The following is a 22822-nucleotide window of genomic DNA, read 5'->3' on the forward strand; positions in this document are numbered from 1 at the left end:
CACAAGGCCCGCCCGAGATAGAGACGGATGCAGATTATGCACAGGCTAAAGCACGGCCTGCTTCAGGCCGCCGGTTGGCTGTTTTACTTGAGTTTATTGATGGGCATCGCCATGGCGTTGCCCACGTCCACGTTCGATTCCGAATCCAAGGATTTCATTTTCCTGATCGGCGCCGTGGGCATCTGGCGTTACTCCATGGGAGCGACGCATTTCGTGCGCGGCATGATCTTCCTGTACATCGTCTACCCGCATCTGCGCCGCAAGGTACGCAAGCTGGGCAAGGCGGCGGATCCGTCCCACGTGTACCTGATGGTCACCAGCTTCCGGATCGACGCGCTGACGACCGCCCAGGTCTACAGTTCGGTAATCCGCGAAGCCATCGACTGCGGGCTGCCGACCACTGTGGTCTGCTCCATCGTGGAAATGTCCGATGAACTACTGGTCAAGAGCCTCTGGGCCCGCATGAACCCGCCAGAGCACGTCAAGCTGGACTTCGTGCGCATTCCTGGCACCGGCAAGCGTGACGGCCTGGCCTTCGGTTTCCGCGCCATCTCCCGCCACTTGCCGGACGACCGTGCAGTGGTCGCCGTGATCGATGGCGATACCGTGCTCGGCGAAGGCGTGGTGCGCAAGACCGTGCCGTGGTTCCAGTTGTTCGGCAACGTCGGCGGCCTGACCACCAACGAGTTCTGCGAGGTGCGCGGCGGCTACATCATGAGCGAATGGCACAAACTGCGCTTCGCTCAGCGCCACATCAACATGTGCTCCATGGCCCTGTCCAAGCGTGTGCTGACCATGACCGGCCGCATGTCGGTGTTCCGCGCCACCGTGGTCACCAACCCGGACTTCATCGCCGACGTGGAAAGCGACTCGCTGCAACACTGGCGCCTGGGCCGCTTCAAGTTTCTCACCGGCGACGACAAATCGAGCTGGTTCAGCCTGATGCGCCTGGGCTACGACACGTTCTACGTACCCGATGCGGCGATCAACACCGTCGAGCACCCGCCGGAAAAAAGCTTCATCAAGGCCAGTCGCAAGCTGATGTTCCGCTGGTATGGCAACAACCTGCGGCAGAACTCCCGGGCACTGGGCCTGGGCATGAAGCGTCTGGGCCTGTTCACTTCGGTGGTGCTGTTCGACCAGCGCGTGTCGATGTGGACCTCGCTGCTGGGCCTGACCGTGGCGCTGATTGCCAGCTTCAAGTACGGCACCGCGTTCATCCTGGTGTACCTGCTGTGGATCGGCATCACTCGGTTGCTCTTGACCCTGTTGCTGTCGTGCTCCGGACACCGGATCGGTCCGGCCTACCCGGCGATTCTGTATTACAACCAGATCGTTGGCGCGCTGGTGAAGATCTACGTGTTCTTCCGCCTCGACCAACAGTCCTGGACTCGCCAGCCCACCCATCTGACCCGTGATCTCGCCAGCTTTCAACGTTGGTTCAACACTTGGTCGTCTCGGACCATGACCTTCTCCGCCGGCAGCGTTTTCGTTGCCGTGCTGCTGATGATGGTCTGACCGAACTCGCCTGAATTAACTAGGAAATCGCCCCTATGAACACCGCCGTGAATGTCAACGTAGTGCATGAATCCGAAGCCCAGCGCCAACACGCCCGAGTGAAAATCCCGGCCAAATTGCGCTTCTTCGGTCCCGACCGTACCCCCATGGAAGTCAAGGTCCTGGACCTGTCGGCCGGAGGCCTGTGCTTCAACGCCGGCCAGATGCCGCTCAAGGTCGGCGAAGCGTACAAAGGCCGCCTGCAATTCGTGATCGACAACCTTGGCCTGGCCATGGACGTGGAACTGCAGGTTCGCTCCTACGACCGCCAGACCGGTCGTACCGGTTGCCAGTTCCAGAATCTGGAGCCTCGGGACATCTCGACGCTGCGTCACATCATCACCTCGCACCTGGCCGGCGACATCGTCGGCGTCGGCGATGTGCTGGCGACTTTGCAACGCGACAACTTCACCAAGGCGCGCAAGCAGAAGGACGACAACGGTGGCATGACCGCCCTGGGCCGCCTGCGGGCCGTGACCTTCAGCCTGGCGATTTTTATCGTCGGCCTGGCGGCATTCGGCTTCATCTTCAAGTCGGTGTACGGCATGTACTTCGTCAGCCACGCCCAGGCGGGCCTGGTGAACGTACCGGGCATGGCTATCACCATGCCGCGCGACGGCACCGTGCAGAGTCTGGTCAAGGCTGACGGCGTTGCTGCCAAAGGCGCCCCGCTGGCCACGTTCAGCACCAGCATGCTCGATGTGCTCAAGGGCCATCTGGACGACAACCAGCTGCAACCGGCCAAGGTCGAGGAGCTGTTCGGCAAGCAAATGACCGGCACCCTGACCTCGCCGTGCGACTGCATCGTGTCCCAGCAACTGGTGTCCGACGGTCAGTACGCCAGCAAGGGTGACGTGATCTTCCAACTGGTCCCACGGGGCACCGAAGCCAACGTCGAAGCACGCTTCTCCTATCGCCAGTTCGGCGACGTGCGCCCAGGCACTCCGGTCAGCTTCCAGGTTGCCGGCGAAGACACCACCCGTACCGGCAAGATCGTCAGCAGCACCAGCCTGAAAAGTGCCGACCTGTCGTCCGATATCCGCGTACTGATCCAGCCTGACGAACCCCTGGACAGCTCGCTGGCCGGCCGGCCGGTAGAAGTTACCAGCGACCGTGGCCCGAACCTGAACTGGCTGATCGACAAAGCCATGGCTGTCGGTATTTAAGCGGAGGACATGCTCGTGACGACTCCACAAGACAACAAGACGCCGCATACCCTGTGGGCGCGAGCCTGCTCGCGATGGGATCAAAGCGGTGTGCCTGGTGTATCGAGCGGCCTGCATCGCGAGCAGGCTCGCTCCCACACAGGGTATGCGTTGTGTGCGCTGGCGCTGGCACTCGGCCTTAGCGGCTGTGCCGGCCTGCCCGACCAGCGCCTGGCCAACGAAGCCCTCAAGCGCGGTGACACGACGCTGGCACAGCAGAACTATCAGCAACTGGCAGACCTGGGCTACAGCGAAGCCCAGGTCGGCCTGGCCGACATCCAGGTGGACAGCCGCGACCCCGAGCAGATGAAAAAGGCCGAGGCGACTTACCGCGCCGCGGCCGATATCTCGCCACGGGCCCAGGCTCGCCTGGGTCGCCTGCTGGTGGCAAAGCCTGGCTCCAGCGAAGCGGAAAAGCACGAAGCCGAAGGCCTGTTGAAGAAAGCCTTCGCCAACGGTCAGGGCGGCACCCTGATCCCGCTGGCGATGCTGTACCTGCAATATCCCCAAAGCTTCCCGAACGTCAACGCTCAGCAGCAGATCAGCCAATGGCGCAGCGCCGGTTACCCGGAAGCGGGCCTGGCGCAGATTCTGCTCTATCGCACCCAGGGCACCTACGACCAGCATCTGGATGAAGTGGAAAAAGTCTGCAAGGCGGCATTGGCCACCACCGACATCTGCTACGTCGAACTGGCCACGGTCTATCAGAAACGCGGCCAGCCTGAACAGCAGGCCGAGTTGCTCAAGCAAATGCAGGCCGGTCACCAGAGTGGCACCGTCTCCGCCCAGCGTGTGGACAGCGTCGCCCGTGTCCTGGCCGATGCGAGCCTGGGCAAGACCGACGAAAAAACCGCACAGTCGTTGCTCGAAGGCATCGCCCCTGGCTATCCCGCTGCCTGGGTCAGCCTGGCGCAGATTCTCTACGACTTCCCCGAGTTGGGTGACGTCGACAAGATGATGCAGTACCTGGAAAACGGCCGCGCCGCCGATCAGCCACGTGCAGATCTGTTGCTGGGCAAGCTGTACTACGAAGGCAAATGGGTGCCGGCTGACGCCAAGGTCGCCGAAGCGCATTTCCAGAAAGCCGTTGGCCGCGAAGTGGCCGCCGATTACTACCTGGGCCAGATCTATCGCCGTGGTTACCTGGGCCAGGTGTATTCGCAAAAGGCTCTGGACCATCTGCTCAAGGCCGCCCGTAACGGCCAGAACAGCGCCGATTTCGCCATTGCCCAGTTGTTCTCCCAAGGCAAGGGCACCAAGCCCGACCCGGTCAATGCCTATGTGTTCAGTCAATTGGCCAAGGCCCAGAACACCCCGCAAGCCATCGAGCTTGCCCAGACCCTCGAAGCCCAATTACCGCCGAACCAGCTTGCACAAGCCCAGCGCCTGCTACAACAAGAGCAGGCCATTCGCGGCTCCATGAGCCCCGATACGCTGGAACTGCAAGCCCTAAAAGAAGATGACGGCGAGGAACCTCTATGAAGCCTTTGAAGCTCAATCCTTTTGTGCAGGCCGGTATTGGCCTGTCGTTTGCCCTGCTGTGGTCCTGTCCGACCCTGGCGGCCCTGACTGAAGACCAGAACTTCGGCCTGGACGTGAAAATCACCGCCCAGTCCGAAGACGATCGCGACCTCGGCACCCAGCGCGGCGGCGACGTCAACGGTATCGGTCTGGACCTGCGTCCGTGGATCTACGGTGAGCGCGGTGCCTGGAGCGCCTACGCCATGGCCCAGGCCGTGACGTCTACCGACACCATCGAGACCGACACCCTGCAACAGTCCGATGACGCGACCGCGCAAACCGACAGCGGTGATCGCGAAGTCAAGAAGAACTACCTGGCCATGCGCGAATTCTGGATTGGCTATCGGGGCCTGACCCCTTACCCGGGCGAACAGCTGAAATTCGGTCGCCAACGCCTGCGCAACGAAGACGGCCAATGGCGCGACACCAACATCGAAGCCCTGAACTGGACCTTCGATACCACCTTGTTGCGGGCCAACCTGGGTGTCGCCGAGCGCTTCAGCGAATACCGCACCGACCTCAAGGAATTGTCGCCTGACGACAAGGACCGCCTGCACGTCTACGGTGACGTGGGCTACCAGTGGATGCCAGGCCAGTGGGCCGGAATCCGTGCCCACCATACCCACGACAATGGCAGCCTCGATTACCCGACCCCGGGCGAAGCCACCGATTCCCTGGACAAGACCCAGAACGGTGACCTGTCCTGGCTGGGCCTGGAAGCCAACAGTGACGCCTACAACTGGCGTAACACCAACACCGTCAATTACTGGGCCAGCCTGACCGGCATGACCGGCGATCGCGACACCGTCAACCCGCTCAACGCCGATGGCACGCGCCCTACGCAACTCAAGCGCAGTGACGACGTCGATGGCTGGGCCACCGACCTGGGCATCCGTCTGCGCCTGGATCCGCAGTGGCAAGTCGGTGCGGCCTATGCCCGCGCCAGCGAGGACTACGAACAGAACGGTCTGCAAAGCAACCGCTCGAACTACACCGGTACCCGCTCGCGGGTCCACCGTTTCGGTGAAGCCTTCCGTGGCGAAATGGCCAACACCCAGAGCGCCAGCCTGTTCGGTTCCTGGCAGTTGCGTGACGAATACGACGCAAGCCTGGTGTACCACAAGTTCTGGCGCGTGGACGGCAACAAGCCTGTGGGCAGTAACGGCATCAACGCGGTGGAAAACAACACCGACGATGTGACCGGCGCGATCCTGTCCACCTCGTCCCTGCCACTGCGCGACGGTAACAAGGACCTGGGCCAGGAAGTCGACCTTGTGGTCACCAAGTACTTCAAGCAAGGCCTGCTGCCGGCAGCGCTGAGCCAGTCCATCGACGAGCCGTCGGCGCTGGTGCGCTTTCGTGGCGGTGTGTTCAAGCCTGGCGACGCCTACGGCAAAGAGGTCGATTCATACATGCATCGCGCCTTTGTCGACGTGATCTGGCGCTTCTGATGCGAATGACCATGGGAGTGCCCGATATGAACCGCTACCTCAGGAACAGCCAGGCGATGAAAGGTTCGATCAGCCTGTTGGCCGCAGCGATGCTGCTGGCCGGCTCGTCGGCGTTCGCCAACGTTGAACCGGTGGTCAAACCGGGCAACGTGGTCAAGGAACTGCAGCAGGCCAAGACCTACACCGTCAGCAGCGCGCCGACCGCTCCGCTGGAACTGGCTGCGCCGACCCTGCCCGACCTCACAGGCTTCACCGCCGAAGCGGCCGCGGCCAAGATCGTGCGCAGCAAGCCCGGCAAGGTCAGCGTGCGCCGGATGATGCAGGAAAACGCCTTGAAGGACTTCATCGGCGGCGACAACAAGATGGCCGAGTGGGTGGTGCGCCAGCACGGCATCCCACAGGCCATCTTCATCGACGATGGCTACATGAACCTCAAGGACCTGGCCAAGAAAGTGCCCAAGCAGTACCTCAGGGAAACCTCGCCGGGTGTCTTCCTGGCCAGGATTCCGATTGTGGTGGGTGAAAAAGGCATTCTGGAAATCGACCAACAGACCCAGGAACTGCGCCTGTCCCAAGAGGGCGGCTCCTTCCTGGTCAACGATGGAAAGATGTTCATCCGCGACACCAAGGTCACCGGCTGGCGCGAAAAGGACAATGGCCCCGCCACGTTCCGCTCGGCCAACGAATTCCGTCCGTTCCTGCTGTCCTGGGGCGGCACCGAGACTTACATCGTCAATACCAAAATGGCCAGCTTCGGCTACGCCAACAGTAAGTCGTACGGGGTCAGTATTTCCCAGTACACGCCCAACATGGCCAAGGTCCTCAAGCGCCCGGAACCGACCGGCTGGATCATCGATTCCGAGTTCTCGGACATGTGGTACGGCTTCTATTGCTACGAAACCAACGACTTTGTGGTCAAGGGCAACACCTACAAGGACAACATCGTCTACGGCATTGACCCCCACGACCGTTCCCATCGGCTGATCATCGCCGACAACACCGTCTACGGGACCAAGAAGAAGCACGGGATCATTATTTCCCGTGAGGTCAACGACAGCTTCATTTTCAACAACCGCAGCTACGACAACAAACTCTCGGGCCTGGTGATCGACCGTAACAGCGTGAACAACCTGATCGCCTACAACGAGATCTACAAGAACCACACCGACGGCATCACGCTTTACGAGAGTGGTGACAACCTGTTGTGGGGTAACAAAGTGATCAGCAACCGGCGCCACGGCATCCGGATTCGTAACAGCGTGAACATCCGCCTTTACGAAAACGTGTCCATGGCCAACGGCCTGACCGGTCTTTACGGCCACATCAAGGACCTGTCCGACACCGACCGGGACATCAAGCTCGACCCGTTCGACGCCCAGGTCTCGCTGATCGTGGTCGGTGGTGAACTGGCTGCCAACGGCAGCGGCCCATTGTCCATCGACTCACCGTTGAGCGTTGAGCTCTACCGCGTGTCCATGCTCGCGCCGACCAAATCCAGCGGCATCAGCTTCTCGGGGATCCTGGGCGAGCGCCAGGATGAAATTCTCGACCTGCTGGTGCGCCAGCAGAAAGCCGTGCTGATCGACCCTGTCGAACGCCAGACTGAATTGCGGGACTGAGGATGACCTTTATGAACCCAAAGATGATCAAACTTCTGGGCCTGTCCGCCCTGACTGCCGGCATTCTCGCCGCCACAAGCGGCGCGCGCGCCGCTGAAATCACAGCGCCTGTGTTTACTGCCGAACCGTGCTGCAACCTGTGCCCTGCTGCCCATGACGCGAAGAACTACACCACGCGCTATCAGCAGAACTTCACCACGCTGGTACAGGCCCAGGGTGATTGGCTGTTCCGTACCCAGGAAGACCTGCGTACCGAATTCAATACCACCCCGGCCGGCTACAAGCGCATGCAGCAGTTGCACGACGCGTTCAAGAAAAAAGGCGTTGAGCTGGTGCTTGTGTATCAACCGACCCGGGGCCTGGTGAACCGCAACAAACTCAACCCTCAGGAAAAGGCCAGTTACGACTTCGACAAGGCCCTGACCAACTACAAGAGCATGCTCGGGCGTTTCGCGCAGATGGGTTATGTGGTGCCGGACCTGTCGCCGTTGACCAACGAAAACCTGCCCGACACCCTGCCGGCCCACGATTTCTACTTCCGTGGCGACCAGCACTGGACCCCGTACGGCGCCCAGCGCACGGCGAAGATCGTGGCCGAGAAGGTCAAGCAGATCCCGGCCTTTGCCGACATTCCCAAGCGTGAGTTCGAGACCAAGAAGTCCGGCCGCATGGGCAAGACCGGCACCCTGCACAACATGGCCGGCCAGCTGTGCGGCACCAGCTACGCGGTCCAGTACATGGACCAGTTCACCACCGAGCCTAAAGGCGAGGCCGGCGACGGCGACCTGTTCGGCGACTCCAGTGATCCGCAAATCACCCTCGTGGGCACCAGTCACAGCGGCAAGAACTACAACTTCGCCGGCTTCCTTCAAGAAGCCATCGGCGCCGACGTCCTCAACGTCGCCTTCCCCGGCGGCGGTCTGGAAGGCGCGATGATCCAGTACCTGGGCAGCGAAGAATTCCAGAAGAGCCCGCCGAAAATCCTCATCTGGGAATTCTCGCCGCTGTATCGCTTGGACCAGGAAACCATCTATCGCCAGATGATGGCGCTGCTGGACAACAACGGTTGCGAAGGCAAGCCCGCGCTGATGAGCAGCAAGACTGCCCTCAAGCCCGGCAAGAACGAATTGATGGTCAACAGCAAGAACATGGACCTGCGTAACGGCAGCCACCAGATCGATATCCGCTTCGCCGATACGTCGGTGAAAACCTTACAAGCCACCCTCTGGTACATGAATGGGCGCCACGAGGATATCAAGATCGAAAAACCGGACACTTCCGAAACCGACGGACGTTTCGCCTTCCAATTGCGCACCGACGAGGACTGGGCTTCCCAGAACCTGCTGGCTGTAGAAGTCCAGGGACCTGAAGCCGGTGCCGAGCCACAGCAAATCGAAGCGAAAGTCTGCAAACGCAACGCATCTCCGCAAGCCGGGCAACAAACGGCTCAAATCGGACAATGAGGTCTCGTCTCATGACTAGAACCATGCGCACCCGAACGTTGAAAACGCTGCTGGCGCCGTCCCTGCTGACCCTGGCGATATTCGCCGGCGCGACGCAGGCCGCGGCCCCGCTACGCCCGCCCCAGGGTTACTTCGCACCGATTGAAAAATTCAAGACGGGCAGCTCTGACGAGCGCTGCGAGGCAGTACCAACGCCCTACACGGGCGCCCTGCAATTTCGCAGCAAGTACGAGGGTTCCGACAAGGCCCGCGCAACGCTGAACGTGAAATCGGAAAAAGCCTTCCGTGATGCCACTTCCGACATCACCCGGATCGAACGCGGCGTCAGCAAACAAGTGATGCAATTCATGCGTGACGGCCGCCCCGAGCAGCTGGAATGCACCCTGAACTGGCTGACCGCCTGGGCCAAGGCCGATGCGCTGATGTCCAAGGACTTCAACCACACCGGCAAGTCCATGCGCAAATGGGCCCTGGGAAGCATGGCTTCGGCCTACGTACGCCTGAAGTTCTCCGAGTCTCGCCCACTGGCCAATCACCAGGAGCAGGCGCAACTGATCGAAGGCTGGTTCAGCAAGATGGCCGATCAGGTGGTGAGCGACTGGGACAACCTGCCGCTGAAAAAAATCAACAACCACTCCTACTGGGCCGCCTGGTCGGTGATGGCCACCGCCGTGGCGACCAACCGCCGCGACCTGTTCGATTGGGCCGTCAAGGAATACAAGGTCGGCGTCAACCAAGTCGACGCCGAGGGCTTCTTGCCCAACGAACTCAAGCGCAAGCAACGGGCGCTGTCCTATCACAACTATGCCCTGCCGCCCCTGGCGATGATCGCCAGTTTCGCCCAGGTCAACGGCGTGGACCTGCGCCAGGAAAACAACGGCGCCCTCAAGCGCCTGGGTGACCAGGTGCTGGCCGGGGTGAAAGACCCGGAGATATTCGAAGACAAGAACGGCGATGAGCAGGACATGAAGGATCTGAAAATCGATTCCAAGTTCGCCTGGCTGGAACCGTTCTGCAGCCTCTACACATGCCCCGAGGATGTGCTGGAACGCAAGCATGAAATGCAACCGTTCAAGACGTTCCGCCTCGGCGGGGACTTGACCAAGGTGTACGACCCGTCATGGGAAAAAGGCGAAAAAGGTAGCTGATGCCGTATCCCCTGCCTGGCAGGGGAGCTGTGGGAGCAAAGCGTCTGAAATGTAATAAAACCTCCCGGTTTTCATGGGGGGGTTTGGGGGGGCTCTGGCCCTTGACTGTTGATTCAACATGGAGAGATCGGGATGGTATTTTCATCCAATGTGTTCCTGTTCCTGTTCTTGCCGATCTTTCTCGGCTTGTACTACTTGAGCGGGCAACGCTATCGCAACCTGCTGTTATTGCTGGCCAGCTATGTGTTCTATGCCTGGTGGCGCGTGGACTTCCTTGCGCTGTTCGCCGGCGTCACCCTGTGGAACTACTGGATCGGCCTGAAAGTCGGCGCCGCCGGCGTGCGCACCAAACCCGCCCAGCGCTGGCTGTTGCTCGGCGTGGGTGTGGATCTGTGCATCCTGGGCTACTTCAAGTACGCCAACTTCGGTGTGGACAGCCTCAACGCGATCATTACCGGCTTCGGTCTCAATCCGTTCATCCTGACCCACGTGTTGTTGCCGATCGGGATCTCGTTCTACATCTTCGAGTCCATCAGCTACATCATCGACGTGTATCGCGGTGATACCCCGGCGACCCACAACCTGATCGACTTTGCAGCGTTCGTGGCGATCTTCCCGCACCTGATCGCCGGCCCCGTGTTGCGTTTCCGCGACCTGGCCGATCAGTTCAACAACCGCACCCACACCCTGGACAAGTTCTCCGAAGGCTGCACGCGCTTCATGCAGGGCTTCATCAAGAAGGTGTTCATCGCCGACACCCTGGCGGTGGTGGCCGATCATTGCTTTGCCCTGGAGAACCCGACCACGGGCGATGCCTGGCTCGGCGCCCTGGCCTACACCGCGCAACTGTACTTCGACTTCTCCGGCTACAGCGACATGGCCATCGGCCTGGGCTTGATGATGGGCTTCCGTTTCATGGAGAACTTCAAGCAGCCCTACATCAGCCAGTCGATTACCGAGTTCTGGCGGCGCTGGCACATCAGCCTGTCGACCTGGCTGCGCGATTACCTCTACATCACCCTGGGCGGCAATCGCAAAGGCACGCTGATGACCTATCGCAACCTGTTCCTGACCATGCTGCTCGGTGGTCTGTGGCACGGCGCGAACATCACCTACGTGATCTGGGGTGCCTGGCACGGTATGTGGCTGGCCATCGAAAAAGCGGTGGGTATCAACACCACGCCACGCAGCATCAATCCGATCCGTTGGGCACTGACGTTCCTGCTGGTGGTGATGGGCTGGGTGATCTTCCGTGCCGAGAACCTGCATGTGGCCGGCCGCATGTATGGCGCCATGTTCAGCTTCGGTGACTTGTCGCTGTCGGAACTGACCCGTGCCAACCTCACCGGCCTGCAAATCGCCACGCTGGCGGTGGCCTACGCCACCCTCGCCTTCTTTGGCCTGCGCGATCTCTACACCAATCGTCCACCGGTCAAGACCAAGCCTGAAGTGAACACCGAGGCCGATGGCCCGGCCACTGCACAACCGGGACTGATCAAGGCTGTACCGGGCGACAACCCGTCGAGCATTCATCAACCGGGCTACACCGTGGGCGTCGAAGCCCAGGTGCAACCGGCGTACTGGGTCGCTGACTGGCCGCGCTACGTGATGCGCACGCTGGTGCTGGTGCTGTTCATCGCCTCGATTCTCAAACTCTCGGCGCAAAGCTTCTCGCCGTTCCTTTACTTCCAGTTCTGAGGGATCTGAACATGACCCGCTCATTACGCATCTTCTACATCGCACTGTTCCTGCTGACCTTGACGGTCCTGGGCCTGTGGTCGGTGCGCAGCTTCTTCGGCTTCAGCACCAACCCGGATGCGACCGTGCTCAACGGTCGTTGGAGCAAAGCCGTCGAGACGCACTACGACGACGAGTTCCCGATCAAGCGCCTGGGCACCAACATCTGGGCGGCACTGGACTACAAGCTGTTCAACGAGGGCCGCAAAGGCGTGGTCCTGGGTCGCGATCAGTGGCTGTACAGCGACGAAGAGTTCAATCCGATCGTCAACGAAGAGCAAAACCTGCAAGGCAACTACGCGCTGGTCGAAGGCGTGCGCCAGAAGCTCAAGGAACAGGGCATTACCCTGGTGATGGCGATCGTGCCAGCCAAGGCGCGCCTCTACCCGGAACACTTGGGTGAAGTGAAGCCGTCCAGCATTCACGCCAACCTCTATCAGGATTTCCATGCCCGTGTGGCGGCAGACAAGATCCTGGCCCCTGACCTGCTCGGCCCGATGCAACAGGCCAAGCAAAACGGCCAACAAGTGTTCCTGCGCACCGACACCCACTGGACTCCCGAAGGCGCGCAGGTCGCCGCCGAGAAGCTGGCGAAGACGATTGCCGAGCGCACCCCACTCAACGGCGAACCACAACGTTTCGTGACAACGCCAGCGGAAAAAATCATCCACAAGGGCGACCTGCGTCAGTTCCTGCCCCTGGACCCGCTGTTCGAAAACCTGATGCCAGCCCAGGAGCCGCTGGTCAAGCGCACCACCCGTGAAGCCGACGATCAGCCGGCCGAAGGCGACGCGCTGTTTGCCGATGCCCAAGTGCCCGTGGCGCTGATCGGCACCAGCTACAGCGCCAACCCCACCTGGAACTTCGTCGGTGCCCTCAAGCAGGCCCTGAACAGCGACGTCGTGAACTACGCCGAAGACGGCCATGGCCCGATTCTGCCGATGCTCAGCTACCTCAAGAGCGACGCCTTCAAGAACAGCCCGCCCCAGGTGCTGATCTGGGAGTTTCCTGAACGTTATCTGCCTGTGAACAACGAAATCGGTGACGCCGACCCGCAGTGGGTCGCAGAACTCAAGCAAGCCGGCGCACGCCAACAGAACGTAGCCGCCAACACCCCATCCGAGACGCCCGACCGGGCGCAAAACTGAAAGAGAGGTCCACCATGACTTTCACTACAACTCCTCGCCGTCTCGCCGCTCGCTCCCTCAAGGCTGTTGCCCTGGTTGCCAGCATGAGCGCCCTTTCACTGTCTGCCTTTGCCGGAGGTGACTCGGCCCTGTATGGCCCGGTTGCGCCAAAAGGGTCGAGCTTCGTGCGGATCTACAACGCCAGCAACGCCGAAGTCAGCGCCACCGTCGGCAGCACCAACCTGAGCGACGTAGCACCACTGGCCAGCACCGACTTCAGCTTCATGCCTGGCGGCGACTACAGTGCCAAGGTCGGCAGCCAGACCGTCCCGGTAAAACTGGCTCCCGATCACTATTACACCCTGGTCAACAACGCCAGCGGCCAGCCTCAGTTGATCGAAGAACCGCCATTCAAGAACAAGCAGAAATCCCTGGTTCGCGTGCAGAACCTTAGCGACAAGCCGCTGACCCTCAAGACCGCCGACGGCAAGACCGAAGTGGTCAAGACCGTAGCGGCCAAGAGCCGTGGCGAGCGTGAAATCAACCCGGTGAAAGTGAGCCTGGCGCTGTTCGACGGCGACAAGAAAGTCGGCGACCTCAAGCCCGTGGCCCTGGAACGCGGCGAAGCGGCCGTGCTGTACGTCACCGGCTCCGGCAGCAGCCTGTCGCCAGTGTGGGTAAAACGCCCGGTGTCGACCCGATAAGAGCAGCGGCAAGTTTCCAGCTTCAAGCGGCAAGCTTTTGCTTGCAGCTTGAAGCTCAAGGCTTGCCACTGCCGCAGGAACAACAACAAGAGAGTGAAACGACAGAACGCAGTAGCTCTAAAAACCATTTCGATTTGTAGGAGTAACAAACATGATTCCGGTGATCTTGTCAGGTGGTAGCGGCTCACGTCTTTGGCCGCTTTCGCGCAAGCAATTCCCTAAACAGTTCCTGGCCCTGACCGGCGAACATACCCTGTTCCAGCAGACCCTCGAGCGCCTGGTGTTCGAAGGCATGGACACCCCGATCGTGGTCTGCAACAAAGACCACCGGTTCATCGTCAACGAGCAGTTGACCAACCGCAAGCTGGAAGCCCAGCGCATCCTGATGGAACCGTTCGGGCGCAACACCGCGCCGGCCGTGGCCCTGACGGCGATGATGCTGGTCAATGAAGGCCGCGACGAGCTGATGCTGGTCCTGCCGGCCGACCACGTGCTGGAAGACCAGAAAGCCTTGCAGCGTGCGTTGGCCCTGGCCACCGTGGCCGCCGAGCGTGGCGAAATGGTTCTGTTCGGCGTACCGGCCACCAAACCGGAAACCGGTTATGGCTACATCAAGTCGACCAACGACGCCCTGCTGCCTGAAGGGGTGAGCCGCGTTTCGCACTTCGTCGAAAAACCCGACGTCAAGCGCGCTACCGAGTTCGTCGAAGCCGGTGGTTACTTCTGGAACAGCGGCATGTTCCTGTTCCGCGCCAGCCGTTTCCTCGAAGAGCTGAAAAAACACGATCCGGACATCTACGACACCTGCCTGCTGACCCTGGAGCGCAGCGAACAGACGGCCGATACCATCACCTTTGACGAAGCCACTTTCGCCTGCTGCCCGGACAACTCCATCGACTACGCGGTGATGGAAAAGACCCAGCGCGCCTGCGTGGTGCCACTGTCGGCCGGCTGGAGCGATGTCGGCTGCTGGTCGTCGCTGTGGGAAGTCAACGCCAAGGATGCCAACGGCAACGTCACCAAGGGCGACGTCGTCGTCCAGGACAGCCGCAACTGCATGATCCACGGCAATGGCAAGCTGGTGTCGGTGATCGGCCTGGACAACATCGTGGTGGTCGAAACCAAGGACGCCATGATGATCGCCCACAAGGACAAGGTCCAAGGCGTCAAGCAAATGGTCAACACCCTCAACGCCCAGGGCCGCACCGAAACCCAGAACCACTGCGAGGTCTATCGTCCATGGGGTTCCTATGACTCGGTGGACATGGGCGGTCGTTTCCAGGTCAAGCACATCTCGGTCAAGCCGGGCGCATGCCTGTCGCTGCAGATGCACCACCACCGCGCCGAACATTGGATCGTGGTCAGCGGCACCGCTGAAGTGACCTGCGACGAGAACGTGTTCCTGCTCTGCGAAAACCAGTCGACCTACATCCCGATCGCCTCGGTTCATCGCCTGCGCAACCCGGGCAAGATCCCGCTGGAAATCATCGAAGTGCAGTCCGGCAGCTACCTGGGCGAAGACGATATCGAACGCTTCGAAGACATCTACGGTCGCTCCACCCCGGTCGAACGCGGCGTGTCGGTGAAAACCATCGCCCAATAACGATCAGCAACGATCAGCAGAACAAGAAGCCCCCGTCCAGCCCACTGCGTCCCCTATCCGCAGTGGGTTGGGTGGGGGCTTTTTTATTGATTGACCACTCGCTTGGCATCAAACTTTTCGGCAATCCTGGCCGAGCGCGGATTGACCGCGTCCGTTCTGATTTTTCTGATGTCCGCGCCCTTCGAAATGGCCTTGATTGCATGCACCGTCAAGAATGTACCCACCCCCTTCAGGATCGGCAGTCGCGCCACTGAGGTGGCCTGCGCCAACGCCTCTTTCTTCAAGGTCCCGCCATCCTGGGTTTCAGGGTGGACGACCACTTGCACAACATCCACTTCGGTTTTTCCCTTCGTTGTAAACGCGTTCAATTCGGCCAGACCATAAATCTGTCGCTCTTCAGGTGGTTTCAACTTGTCGGATTTTTTCATGACCGCGAAAAAGCGCCGCTCAACGACGAAATCAGGGTGCCTGTTCAACGCGTCCGGATCGATCGGCTCGTCCACGAATACATCATTGGCACTGCGCAACATGTAACTGGAAATGCTTGCCCCCAGACCGAAGTTTGAAGGTTGCCCAACGACCTTCGAACTCGATGTTTCGCTGGAGAGGGCTTTATAGCGTTGCTTGTAGCGTTGTAGATTCTGTTTGACCTCATCCCCTCCCACCAGATAGTCATTGAATGCACCGACCTCCACCACTTTGAAGTCATTCACATCGCTGAACTTTCCTGTGGCTTCCTTGAACACGCCAACCCTGCTCGTAAGCGCTGCCGCTGTGAGCTTCAGTCGGTTTTTTACGCCCACTTCTATTTCGTACTTGCCAGTCTTGTTGAGCCCGTCGGCGTCCCGAAAAGTCAGCGGGTTATTGCTCACCATCGCGTACAGATTCAGCCCATCGATATCTCCCGCAGGGTCCGGATTCAGCCAGCGCTGCAGACCGGGCATGTAGTACCGATAGCCGTAGTAATAGAACCCTGTTGCATCCCGCTCCTTGCCCGAGTAACGAACCGTCTTGTAACTGACCTCGATCACATCTTCCCCGGCCAGGTACGCGGTCTCGCCGAAAGGATAGAAGTGCTCGCGGCTGATGATTCTCCCGTCCTGGGCAAGCTCCAGACTGGTCGAACCCAATTGGTCGGTAAAACTGTATCGATAGAGGTCATTGGCCCCCGCAGGTGATGGGCTTTCCCAATGCAATACCCGCACACTGTTGAGCCCACCCTGGACGATGATGACCTGGAGAGACTCCCCAGTGCCGCTGTCGGCACGCAGTTCCAGCCCAGGCAAATAACGCACCTCGGCGGTCAGCGTCCGGGCACCGGCTTGCAGAGTGCGCAATTTGCGAACGCGCAGACCGCTGCCGTCGTAAACATAAATCTCACCGTCGTTAAGCCTTGAGGCGCGTTCGATGGGGGTGACCGAACTCAACTGGTTGCGCAGATCCCAAGCCAGGAAACGCCCCTCGTCCTGTTCCAGACAATTGCCCCGCGCATCGAACGCGGCGCAGATTTCATCTTCCGTTGGGGGCACGCCGTTGCGGTACGGCAAACAACGATTGCTGTAGCGGGCCGCTTGCAACTGGCGGCCATGATTCTGAGCGCCGACATGGGTCAGCTCCAGCAGGTTGCCGCTTTCGTCGTAGCGATAGGTCTGCCGGTAGTTGCTCACCGCCGCCGGGTCGACGCGACCAACGGACTGCGGTCCCTGATTGGCAGCGCCCGCCTCCCAGCCGTTGGCTTCAAGCAATTGGTAGAGACTGTCGTAGATAAAACGACTGATCGGGTTGATACGCTGATTGGCGAAGTAGCGCACCGGCAGAGCCTTGTCCTCGATACTCAGCACGTTACCCATGGGGTCATAGGTGTAGAACAGGTCTTGCAGCACCTGTTCCGCGTGCCTAGCGTGGCGCTCCATCAACCGGCCATCATCGGGACTGTATCGAAGTGTGGTCTGCACGCCGTTACCGGCCGTTTCTTGCTCTATTTGCCCCTCGGCGCTGTAACGGATATCCCTGACCAGCGGCTGCCATGTGTCCTGCCCGTTTAATAACAAGTGATTTTCATGCAACCGGCCATCGCGGGTCAGTCTCTTGCGTTGTCGATGGCCCAGGGCATCCATTTGCTCCAGCACGTCACCCTGGGGGCCAAGGCACCAGGTTGACCGGGCGCCCTCGCCGGGCTCGAGCAGTGTTTCGCGCTCGGCTTCCGGCTCCGGCCAGTCGGGAGTGACGGCATCAAGGATGAAGCGACGGTTCTGGACAAGGTTTTGCGCGGTGAGGGAAAACGACTCCAGCAGCACGCTACCCGCCGGGTCATCGTGACGGATCAACTGCCCGTACTGGTTATGGTCGCGATCGCCCCGGCCCGGGGAACCGTACTTCAACCGCTCCATGCACCGACGCAGTTGCCCGGCGCCTTGTTCGAGCACCACCACGGGACGGAGCAGGTCGTCGTAGCCCACCTCGCGATGCGTGCCCCGACCGTCCCACGCCCGCAAACCCTCGCCGGCGAGCCCAGGCAGATCGATCTGCCTGCCCGCATCGACGCTATCGGTACGCAGCGCGGCAGCGGACAGCGAATAAACCGTCGTAAGGTTGGCCGGCGCCGAATGATCGTCTGGTTGCAAGCGCCACAATCGAGGATCCCACTGTTTTGCCAAACGACCGGCGGCATCGAAAAGGCTGCGAGTGACGCGCTCTTGCGTGGGCCCGTTCTCGATGTTGCGCCAATAGTCGACCGAACGAACCGGTAAATTCCTTGGGTCAAAGGCCATCAGCCTCGGGGTTCTCTGATCCATGCCCATCTAATCAGACCTCTTGGTCGTAGCACCGCTGCGTCGTAAACGGCATCTAACAAGGGCAGACAACCCTTGCCTACTGTCAGATATGACAGCGGCGACCGACGGCCCGAGACGGATGAATACCCACGGCCCGCCCCCTCCGGTAGGATGGTGTGACGGTAACGGAGGCTTCAACCATGCTTATCGGCGTCTTGCTGGTCATCACCTGGCTCATCCTGCTGCTGCGCTATCCGGCCAAGGCGTTGCCGGTGTCCCTGGCGGCGTTCGTCGGGCTGGGACTGGTGGCCGCGTGGGTACTCTGGGAGGACAACCGCGAAACCCGGCAACTGGCGCGCCTGGATCTGCGCGTCACTTACGCCCCCGAACGCTGCCCGGCCGACCGTCCGCTGTTGCTGAACATGACCAATGGCAACGATGTACCGCTGATCGAACTGCGCTGGCGAATCGCGGCGTATGCACCCGGCGACACCATCAACCTGGCCGACAATCAGTACACCGCACCTCGTTACAGAGGCCCAGGCGAGTTGCAGCCCGGCGCGGACTGGCAGGATTGCCTGCCCCTGCCGCCACTGCGTCCCGGCTACCGCCCACAAACCCTGGAGTTTCGCGCCGAACGATTGCAAGGCGGCTTCTCCAACTGATCCCCTCTCACTGTTTGCATAAGGAATGGCTATGCCCGTTGCGTTGATTACCGGATGTTCCAGCGGCATCGGCCGCGCCCTCGCCGATGCCTTCAAGGCCGCCGGCTATCAAGTATGGGCCAGTGCACGCAAGGATGAGGACGTGGCGCTGCTCAGTGCTGCCGGGTTTACCGCCGTACAACTGGACGTCAATGATGGCCAGGCCTTGGAACAGTTGAGCGAACGCATCAACCAACAACACGGCGGTCTCGATGTGCTGATCAACAATGCCGGTTACGGCGCCATGGGTCCCTTGTTGGACGGTGGTGTGCCGGCCATGCAGCGCCAGTTCGAAACCAACGTGTTCGCGGTCGTCGGAGTGACCCGCGCACTGTTCCCGGTGCTGCGCCGGGCCAAGGGATTGGTGGTGAACATCAGCAGCGTTTCCGGCGTGCTGGTGACGCCATTTGCCGGCGCCTATTGCGCCTCGAAGGCGGCGGTGCATGCCTTGAGCGATGCGCTGCGCATGGAACTGGCACCGTTCGGCATTCGCGTGATGGAAGTCCAGCCCGGCGCCATTGCCTCCAGCTTCGCCAAAAATGCCGGCCATGAAGCCGAGCAACTGATCAGCGAACAGTCACCCTGGTGGCCTCTGCGCGACGGCATCCGCAGCCGCGCCAAGGCGTCCCAGGACAACCCGACCCCGGCCAGCGATTTTGCCGCAGGACTGCTCAAGGCCGTGCAGCAACCCAGGCCCCCGCGCCTGCTGCGCTTGGGCAATGGCAGCCGGGCGTTGCCGTTGATGGCCGGTTTGCTGCCCAAGGGGTTGCTGGAAAAAGGCTTGATGAAGCGGTTTGGGTTGGGTGGGTCGCTGTAAAACACAGGGTAAACACGCATGAAACCCTGTGGGAGCGAGCCTGCTCGCGATAGCGACGGCACAACCAACCTCCTTGCCCACTGAAACACCGCTATCGCGAGCAGGCTCGCGCCCACAATTATCCGTGGGCGTCAGCGCTCGGTTTGGGATCGACCACCACCGTACAGGTCATCCCCGCCGCCAGCAGCACGCCGTCCGGCACTTCGTCGATATGGATCCGCACCGGCACCCGCTGCGCCAGGCGAACCCAGTTGAAGGTCGGGTTCACATCGGCGATCAACTCGCGGCTTGCGGGGTTGTCACGGTCGTAGATGCCCCGCGAGATGCTTTCCACATGCCCCTTGAGCACCTCGCCGCTCATCAACTGCAACTGCGCCGAATCACCGACCCGCACCTTGGGCAGCTTGGTTTCTTCGAAGAAGCCGTAGACCCAGAACGAATTCATGTCCACCACGGCCATTTTCGCCTCGCCGATGCGCGCATAGTCGCCCCGATGCACGTTGAGGTTGGTGACATAACCGTCCACCGCCGCGCGGACCTGGGTACGGGCGAGATTCAGTTCGGCGGCCTCCAGTTGCGCCAGGGCGTGCTGGTAATCGGCCAGGGCCGAGTCGGCAATGTTACTGGCGTCGTCACGGTTTTCCCGGGAGATCACCAGGCTGTCCAGGTCGGCACGCCGATGCGCGTTGACCTTGCGCATTTCCCAGGTTGCCTTGCGCGAGGCCACCAAAGAGCGAGCCTGTTTCACCGCAATGCGGTAATGCTCGGGGTCGATGCGCATCAGCAGGTCGCCCTTTTTTACCAACTGGTTATCACGCACCGGTACCTCGACCACCTCACCACTGACGTCGGCGGCGACGTTGATGATGTCGGCGCGTACCCGACCATCACGGGTCCACGGAGTGTTCATGTAGTGCACCCACAACACCCGGCCGATCCACAGGGCAAGGGCCAGCACCAACAGCGTCGCAAGCAGGCTGAAAAACTTTTTCATCGCATTGATCTCAACGGTAGACCGTCAGCGCCAGCGCGCCAAACAGGCAGGTAAACAGACTCAGGCGCAGCAGCGCCGGGTGCCAGAAGAAGCGGTACAGGTCCAACCCCGACAGAAAACGATCCAGGACCCAGGCCAGGGCGGCGGCGATGAAAAACATCAGGGTCATGGTGGGCATGTACACGCCATGGAAGGCGATTTCACGAGGCATGTTCGGGTTCCTGGGGCAGCGGCCTGGCGTAGGTCGCCAATGGCGATTGCGGGTCCAACAGCGAGGTGCGGATGAAATGCAGGTAGCTTTTCACCCGGCGCAGGGCTGAGGTGTCGAAATGCGGGGCGAAGGGTTCGTCACTGGCCTGTACGCGGCTGATGGCATGGTCGACCGCCAGCAGGGCGCGCTCCAGATTGTTCTGGCCGGGCTGACGAAACAGCCGCACCAACGCCCGCCCCATCACGCGGATCGCCTGGCGCCAGGGCTGGCTTGGAGCATAGGCCGGATGCACGGGCAAGATCGCCTGTTCCTTGCGCAATTCGATAATCGCGTGGCCGACTTCCAGGACCACAAACATCCAGCGCAACAGATCCCGCTGCACCCCAGGTTGCCCCGCCGCCAGCCCATAAGCCTGATGCAGCAAGTCCCGGGTGCGACTTTCAAAGCCCGAGGCCAGGCCCTTGAGCCGGCCGCTGATGGCAAACACCACCTGCTCGCGCAGGTCTTGTTCGAGCCGGCGCCACAACCAGCGACTGTTGGGCGGCAGAATGATTGCCCCGGCAGCGGCACATACCAGCATGCCAAGGATCATCGCGAGGTAATCGTTAATGAAGGTGTAGGGGTTGTAGACCGTCAGGTTGTCGGGCACCGAGCCTGTGCAGAAGAAGATCAACAACCCCAACCCGACCCCGGCGTATTGCGGTCGCGAGCTGAGGAATGAGCCCAACATGATCACCGGCGCCAACATCACGCAGAGCAAGGGGAAGCCATCGATCAGCGGGAAGATGAAAAACATCTCGACGAAACCGATCAAGGCCCCGAGCAGCGTGCCACACGCCATCTGGAACGCCATGCGTTTGGGGTTGGGCGTGGCGGCCGACAAGCCCACCGTGGCGGCGGCGATCATCGTCATGGTCGCACCGCTCGGCCAGGCCGTGGCGACCCAATAGCTGCCCAGCACCAGCAGGATGAACGCTGCCCGAAACCCCGACGCCGCAGCCGCCAGACCGTTGGTCTGCGGCATGAAAGGTTGGTCCCATTGCTCGCGTTCGTGGCGATGATCAGCCAGCGACGCATGGGTCTGGGCGTAGCCGTGCAAGTCATCGACGAAGCGATACAGCAGCTCATAGGCGGTGTGGAAATCCAGCCGTTCTGCCTCGCTCGGATCTGTTTCTTCGAACACCCCACGCAGCCTGCGGACCTGTGCCGGCAAATCGGCTTTATAGGTTGCCAGCTCCGCCGCCAGGCGCGCGGCGTCTTTATCGGTCAAGGCGCGGGCGCTAAAACCGTCCAGCAACTCGGCCAACGTTAGCAGACCCGGTTTAATGGCATTCACCACATGATCCACCCCGCGGCTGCGTAGACGTTCGAGCAACTGGTGCAAGGCGTTGAATCGGGTGGTGATGCCCATGAACTCGCTGTTCAAGCGGCTGAGCCGACCGTTGCGCCGACGCATGTGCGGGTCTTCGAACACCGTCACGCTGCGCAGGCTTTCCAGGCCCACGGCTTCGGCAATGAAACCGACGTTACGCGCCTCGAATGCCTCGCGTTTGCTGCGCCCACGCAAGCCATCCGTGACAAACAGGGCGAACACTCCAAAGCGTTGGTACAGGGCGTTGCGCATGGCGGCGCTGGCGGTTTGCGGCAAGATCGCGGCGCTGATCAGGGTCGCGCAGAGAATCCCCAGGGAAATTTCCAGCACACGCCAGACCGCCGCCATGAACGCGCCTTCCGGATGAGCCAGGGCCGGCAGACCGATCATGGCCGCGGTGTAGCCGGCCAGCACAAAACCATAGGCCCTGAAGTTGCGATAACGCGCCGCGCCCGCTGAACAGACGCCGACCCAGATCGCCAGACTGCCCAGAAACAGTTCGGTGTTCTGGGCGAACAAGGCAATCAGCGCCACCATCACCGCCGAGCCGGCCAGCGTGCCGAGCAAGCGATAGAAACTCTTGGCGAACACCTGCCCGCTCTGGGGCTGCATGACGATAAACACCGTGATCATGGCCGTGCGCGGTTGCGGCAGCTCCAGACGCATCGCCAGCCACAATGTCAGGAAGGCGGCGAGCAGCACTTTGAAAATGTAGACCCATGTCACACCGTCGCTGCGAGCCCAGTCGAAGAAACCACGGCGCCATTCGAGGCGGTACAGCCAGCGGGCAGGAGCGAATAAAGACATCACAATAG

The 22822-nt window shown here is 60.9% G+C and carries 17 protein-coding genes; 13 read left to right on the forward strand and 4 right to left on the reverse strand.

The genetic code is table 11. The annotated features are described in order from the left end of the window. Positions 1 to 36 precede the first annotated feature (36 nt). The 11 genes from alg8 (at position 37) to AC3I65_RS21355 (ending at position 15135) form a co-directional block, all read left to right on the forward strand. Positions 37 to 1518, forward strand: coding sequence for a mannuronan synthase (gene alg8 / locus AC3I65_RS21305; RefSeq protein ID WP_370695168.1), 1482 nt, complete (start codon positions 37 to 39; stop codon positions 1516 to 1518). Between the two features lie 35 nt (positions 1519 to 1553). Further along, the gene (locus tag AC3I65_RS21310; RefSeq protein WP_047228844.1) at positions 1554 to 2723 is read left to right on the forward strand and encodes an alginate biosynthesis protein Alg44; all 1170 of its coding nucleotides are present in this window, start codon (positions 1554 to 1556) and stop codon (positions 2721 to 2723) included. Positions 2724 to 2732: 9 nt separating this feature from the next. Beyond that, positions 2733 to 4244, forward strand: a complete 1512-nt coding sequence (gene algK / locus AC3I65_RS21315; RefSeq protein WP_488524133.1) for an alginate biosynthesis TPR repeat lipoprotein AlgK — start codon at positions 2733 to 2735, stop codon at positions 4242 to 4244. Positions 4245 to 4249: 5 nt separating this feature from the next. Continuing rightward, complete coding sequence (locus tag AC3I65_RS21320; RefSeq protein ID WP_047228909.1) at positions 4250 to 5734, forward strand: alginate export family protein; 1485 nt, start codon at positions 4250 to 4252, stop codon at positions 5732 to 5734. A 26-nt stretch (positions 5735 to 5760) separates the two neighbouring features. After that, entirely contained in the window at positions 5761 to 7353 is a 1593-nt protein-coding gene (algG, locus tag AC3I65_RS21325; RefSeq protein ID WP_047228842.1) for a mannuronan 5-epimerase AlgG, read from the forward strand. A gap of 11 nt (positions 7354 to 7364) precedes the next feature. Next, on the forward strand, positions 7365 to 8816 hold the full coding sequence (locus AC3I65_RS21330; RefSeq protein WP_488524134.1) for an alginate O-acetyltransferase: 1452 nt from the start codon (positions 7365 to 7367) through the stop codon (positions 8814 to 8816). A 23-nt stretch (positions 8817 to 8839) separates the two neighbouring features. Continuing rightward, the gene (locus tag AC3I65_RS21335) at positions 8840 to 9964 is read left to right on the forward strand and encodes a mannuronate-specific alginate lyase (protein WP_047228840.1); all 1125 of its coding nucleotides are present in this window, start codon (positions 8840 to 8842) and stop codon (positions 9962 to 9964) included. A 132-nt stretch (positions 9965 to 10096) separates the two neighbouring features. Beyond that, positions 10097 to 11662: an MBOAT family O-acyltransferase gene (locus AC3I65_RS21340; protein WP_047228839.1), complete on the forward strand. Its 1566-nt coding sequence runs from the start codon at positions 10097 to 10099 to the stop codon at positions 11660 to 11662. An 11-nt stretch (positions 11663 to 11673) separates the two neighbouring features. After that, positions 11674 to 12849 (forward strand): alginate O-acetyltransferase, encoded by a 1176-nt coding sequence (locus tag AC3I65_RS21345; protein WP_047228838.1) that lies wholly within the window; start codon positions 11674 to 11676, stop codon positions 12847 to 12849. A 14-nt stretch (positions 12850 to 12863) separates the two neighbouring features. Continuing rightward, positions 12864 to 13532, forward strand: a complete 669-nt coding sequence (locus tag AC3I65_RS21350; protein ID WP_047228837.1) for an alginate O-acetyltransferase AlgF — start codon at positions 12864 to 12866, stop codon at positions 13530 to 13532. Between the two features lie 151 nt (positions 13533 to 13683). Next, positions 13684 to 15135 carry a mannose-1-phosphate guanylyltransferase/mannose-6-phosphate isomerase gene (locus AC3I65_RS21355; RefSeq protein ID WP_047228836.1) on the forward strand — a complete coding sequence of 484 codons (1452 nt, stop codon included), beginning with the start codon at positions 13684 to 13686 and terminating at the stop codon, positions 15133 to 15135. 83 nt (positions 15136 to 15218) lie between these two features. Here AC3I65_RS21355 and AC3I65_RS21360 read toward each other — a convergent pair whose 3' ends face one another. Beyond that, positions 15219 to 17936, reverse strand: coding sequence for an RHS repeat domain-containing protein (locus AC3I65_RS21360; protein ID WP_488524135.1), 2718 nt, complete (start codon positions 17934 to 17936; stop codon positions 15219 to 15221). Positions 17937 to 18109: 173 nt separating this feature from the next. Here AC3I65_RS21360 and AC3I65_RS21365 point away from each other — a divergent pair, with 173 nt between their 5' ends. Both AC3I65_RS21365 and AC3I65_RS21370 read left to right on the forward strand, forming a co-directional pair. Continuing rightward, entirely contained in the window at positions 18110 to 18574 is a 465-nt protein-coding gene (locus AC3I65_RS21365) for a multidrug transporter (protein ID WP_488524136.1), read from the forward strand. Between the two features lie 31 nt (positions 18575 to 18605). Continuing rightward, on the forward strand, positions 18606 to 19430 hold the full coding sequence (locus tag AC3I65_RS21370; RefSeq protein WP_488524137.1) for an SDR family oxidoreductase: 825 nt from the start codon (positions 18606 to 18608) through the stop codon (positions 19428 to 19430). 118 nt (positions 19431 to 19548) lie between these two features. On the opposite strand, the gene AC3I65_RS21375 is transcribed toward AC3I65_RS21370, so the two are convergent. From AC3I65_RS21375 to AC3I65_RS21385, 3 genes are read right to left on the reverse strand one after another with little or no spacing between them, the layout of a single operon-like run. After that, positions 19549 to 20424 (reverse strand): efflux RND transporter periplasmic adaptor subunit, encoded by an 876-nt coding sequence (locus AC3I65_RS21375; RefSeq protein ID WP_488524138.1) that lies wholly within the window; start codon positions 20422 to 20424, stop codon positions 19549 to 19551. Between the two features lie 10 nt (positions 20425 to 20434). Continuing rightward, entirely contained in the window at positions 20435 to 20635 is a 201-nt protein-coding gene (locus AC3I65_RS21380; protein ID WP_025215382.1) for a DUF1656 domain-containing protein, read from the reverse strand. Then, entirely contained in the window at positions 20625 to 22817 is a 2193-nt protein-coding gene (locus AC3I65_RS21385; RefSeq protein WP_488524330.1) for an FUSC family protein, read from the reverse strand. Before AC3I65_RS21385 ends, AC3I65_RS21380 begins: the two co-directional genes overlap by 11 nt. Between the last annotated feature and the right edge of the window lie 5 nt (positions 22818 to 22822).

This window comes from Pseudomonas sp. N-1-13, assembly GCF_057787095.1.

Excerpts from the sequence above, each read along its gene's own strand:
- alg8 (WP_370695168.1), top strand. The coding sequence starts at position 37 with ATGCACAGGCTAAAGCACGGCCTGCTTCAGGCCGCCGGTTGGCTGTTT.
- AC3I65_RS21310 (WP_047228844.1), top strand. The coding sequence starts at position 1,554 with ATGAACACCGCCGTGAATGTCAACGTAGTGCATGAATCCGAAGCCCAG.
- algK (WP_488524133.1), top strand. The coding sequence starts at position 2,733 with ATGCTCGTGACGACTCCACAAGACAACAAGACGCCGCATACCCTGTGG.
- algG (WP_047228842.1), top strand. The coding sequence starts at position 5,761 with ATGAACCGCTACCTCAGGAACAGCCAGGCGATGAAAGGTTCGATCAGC.
- AC3I65_RS21330 (WP_488524134.1), top strand. The coding sequence starts at position 7,365 with ATGAACCCAAAGATGATCAAACTTCTGGGCCTGTCCGCCCTGACTGCC.
- AC3I65_RS21335 (WP_047228840.1), top strand. The coding sequence starts at position 8,840 with ATGCGCACCCGAACGTTGAAAACGCTGCTGGCGCCGTCCCTGCTGACC.
- AC3I65_RS21340 (WP_047228839.1), top strand. The coding sequence starts at position 10,097 with ATGGTATTTTCATCCAATGTGTTCCTGTTCCTGTTCTTGCCGATCTTT.
- AC3I65_RS21345 (WP_047228838.1), top strand. The coding sequence starts at position 11,674 with ATGACCCGCTCATTACGCATCTTCTACATCGCACTGTTCCTGCTGACC.
- AC3I65_RS21350 (WP_047228837.1), top strand. The coding sequence starts at position 12,864 with ATGACTTTCACTACAACTCCTCGCCGTCTCGCCGCTCGCTCCCTCAAG.
- AC3I65_RS21355 (WP_047228836.1), top strand. The coding sequence starts at position 13,684 with ATGATTCCGGTGATCTTGTCAGGTGGTAGCGGCTCACGTCTTTGGCCG.
- AC3I65_RS21360 (WP_488524135.1), bottom strand. The coding sequence starts at position 17,936 with ATGGGCATGGATCAGAGAACCCCGAGGCTGATGGCCTTTGACCCAAGG.
- AC3I65_RS21365 (WP_488524136.1), top strand. The coding sequence starts at position 18,110 with ATGCTTATCGGCGTCTTGCTGGTCATCACCTGGCTCATCCTGCTGCTG.
- AC3I65_RS21370 (WP_488524137.1), top strand. The coding sequence starts at position 18,606 with ATGCCCGTTGCGTTGATTACCGGATGTTCCAGCGGCATCGGCCGCGCC.
- AC3I65_RS21375 (WP_488524138.1), bottom strand. The coding sequence starts at position 20,424 with ATGAAAAAGTTTTTCAGCCTGCTTGCGACGCTGTTGGTGCTGGCCCTT.
- AC3I65_RS21380 (WP_025215382.1), bottom strand. The coding sequence starts at position 20,635 with ATGCCTCGTGAAATCGCCTTCCATGGCGTGTACATGCCCACCATGACC.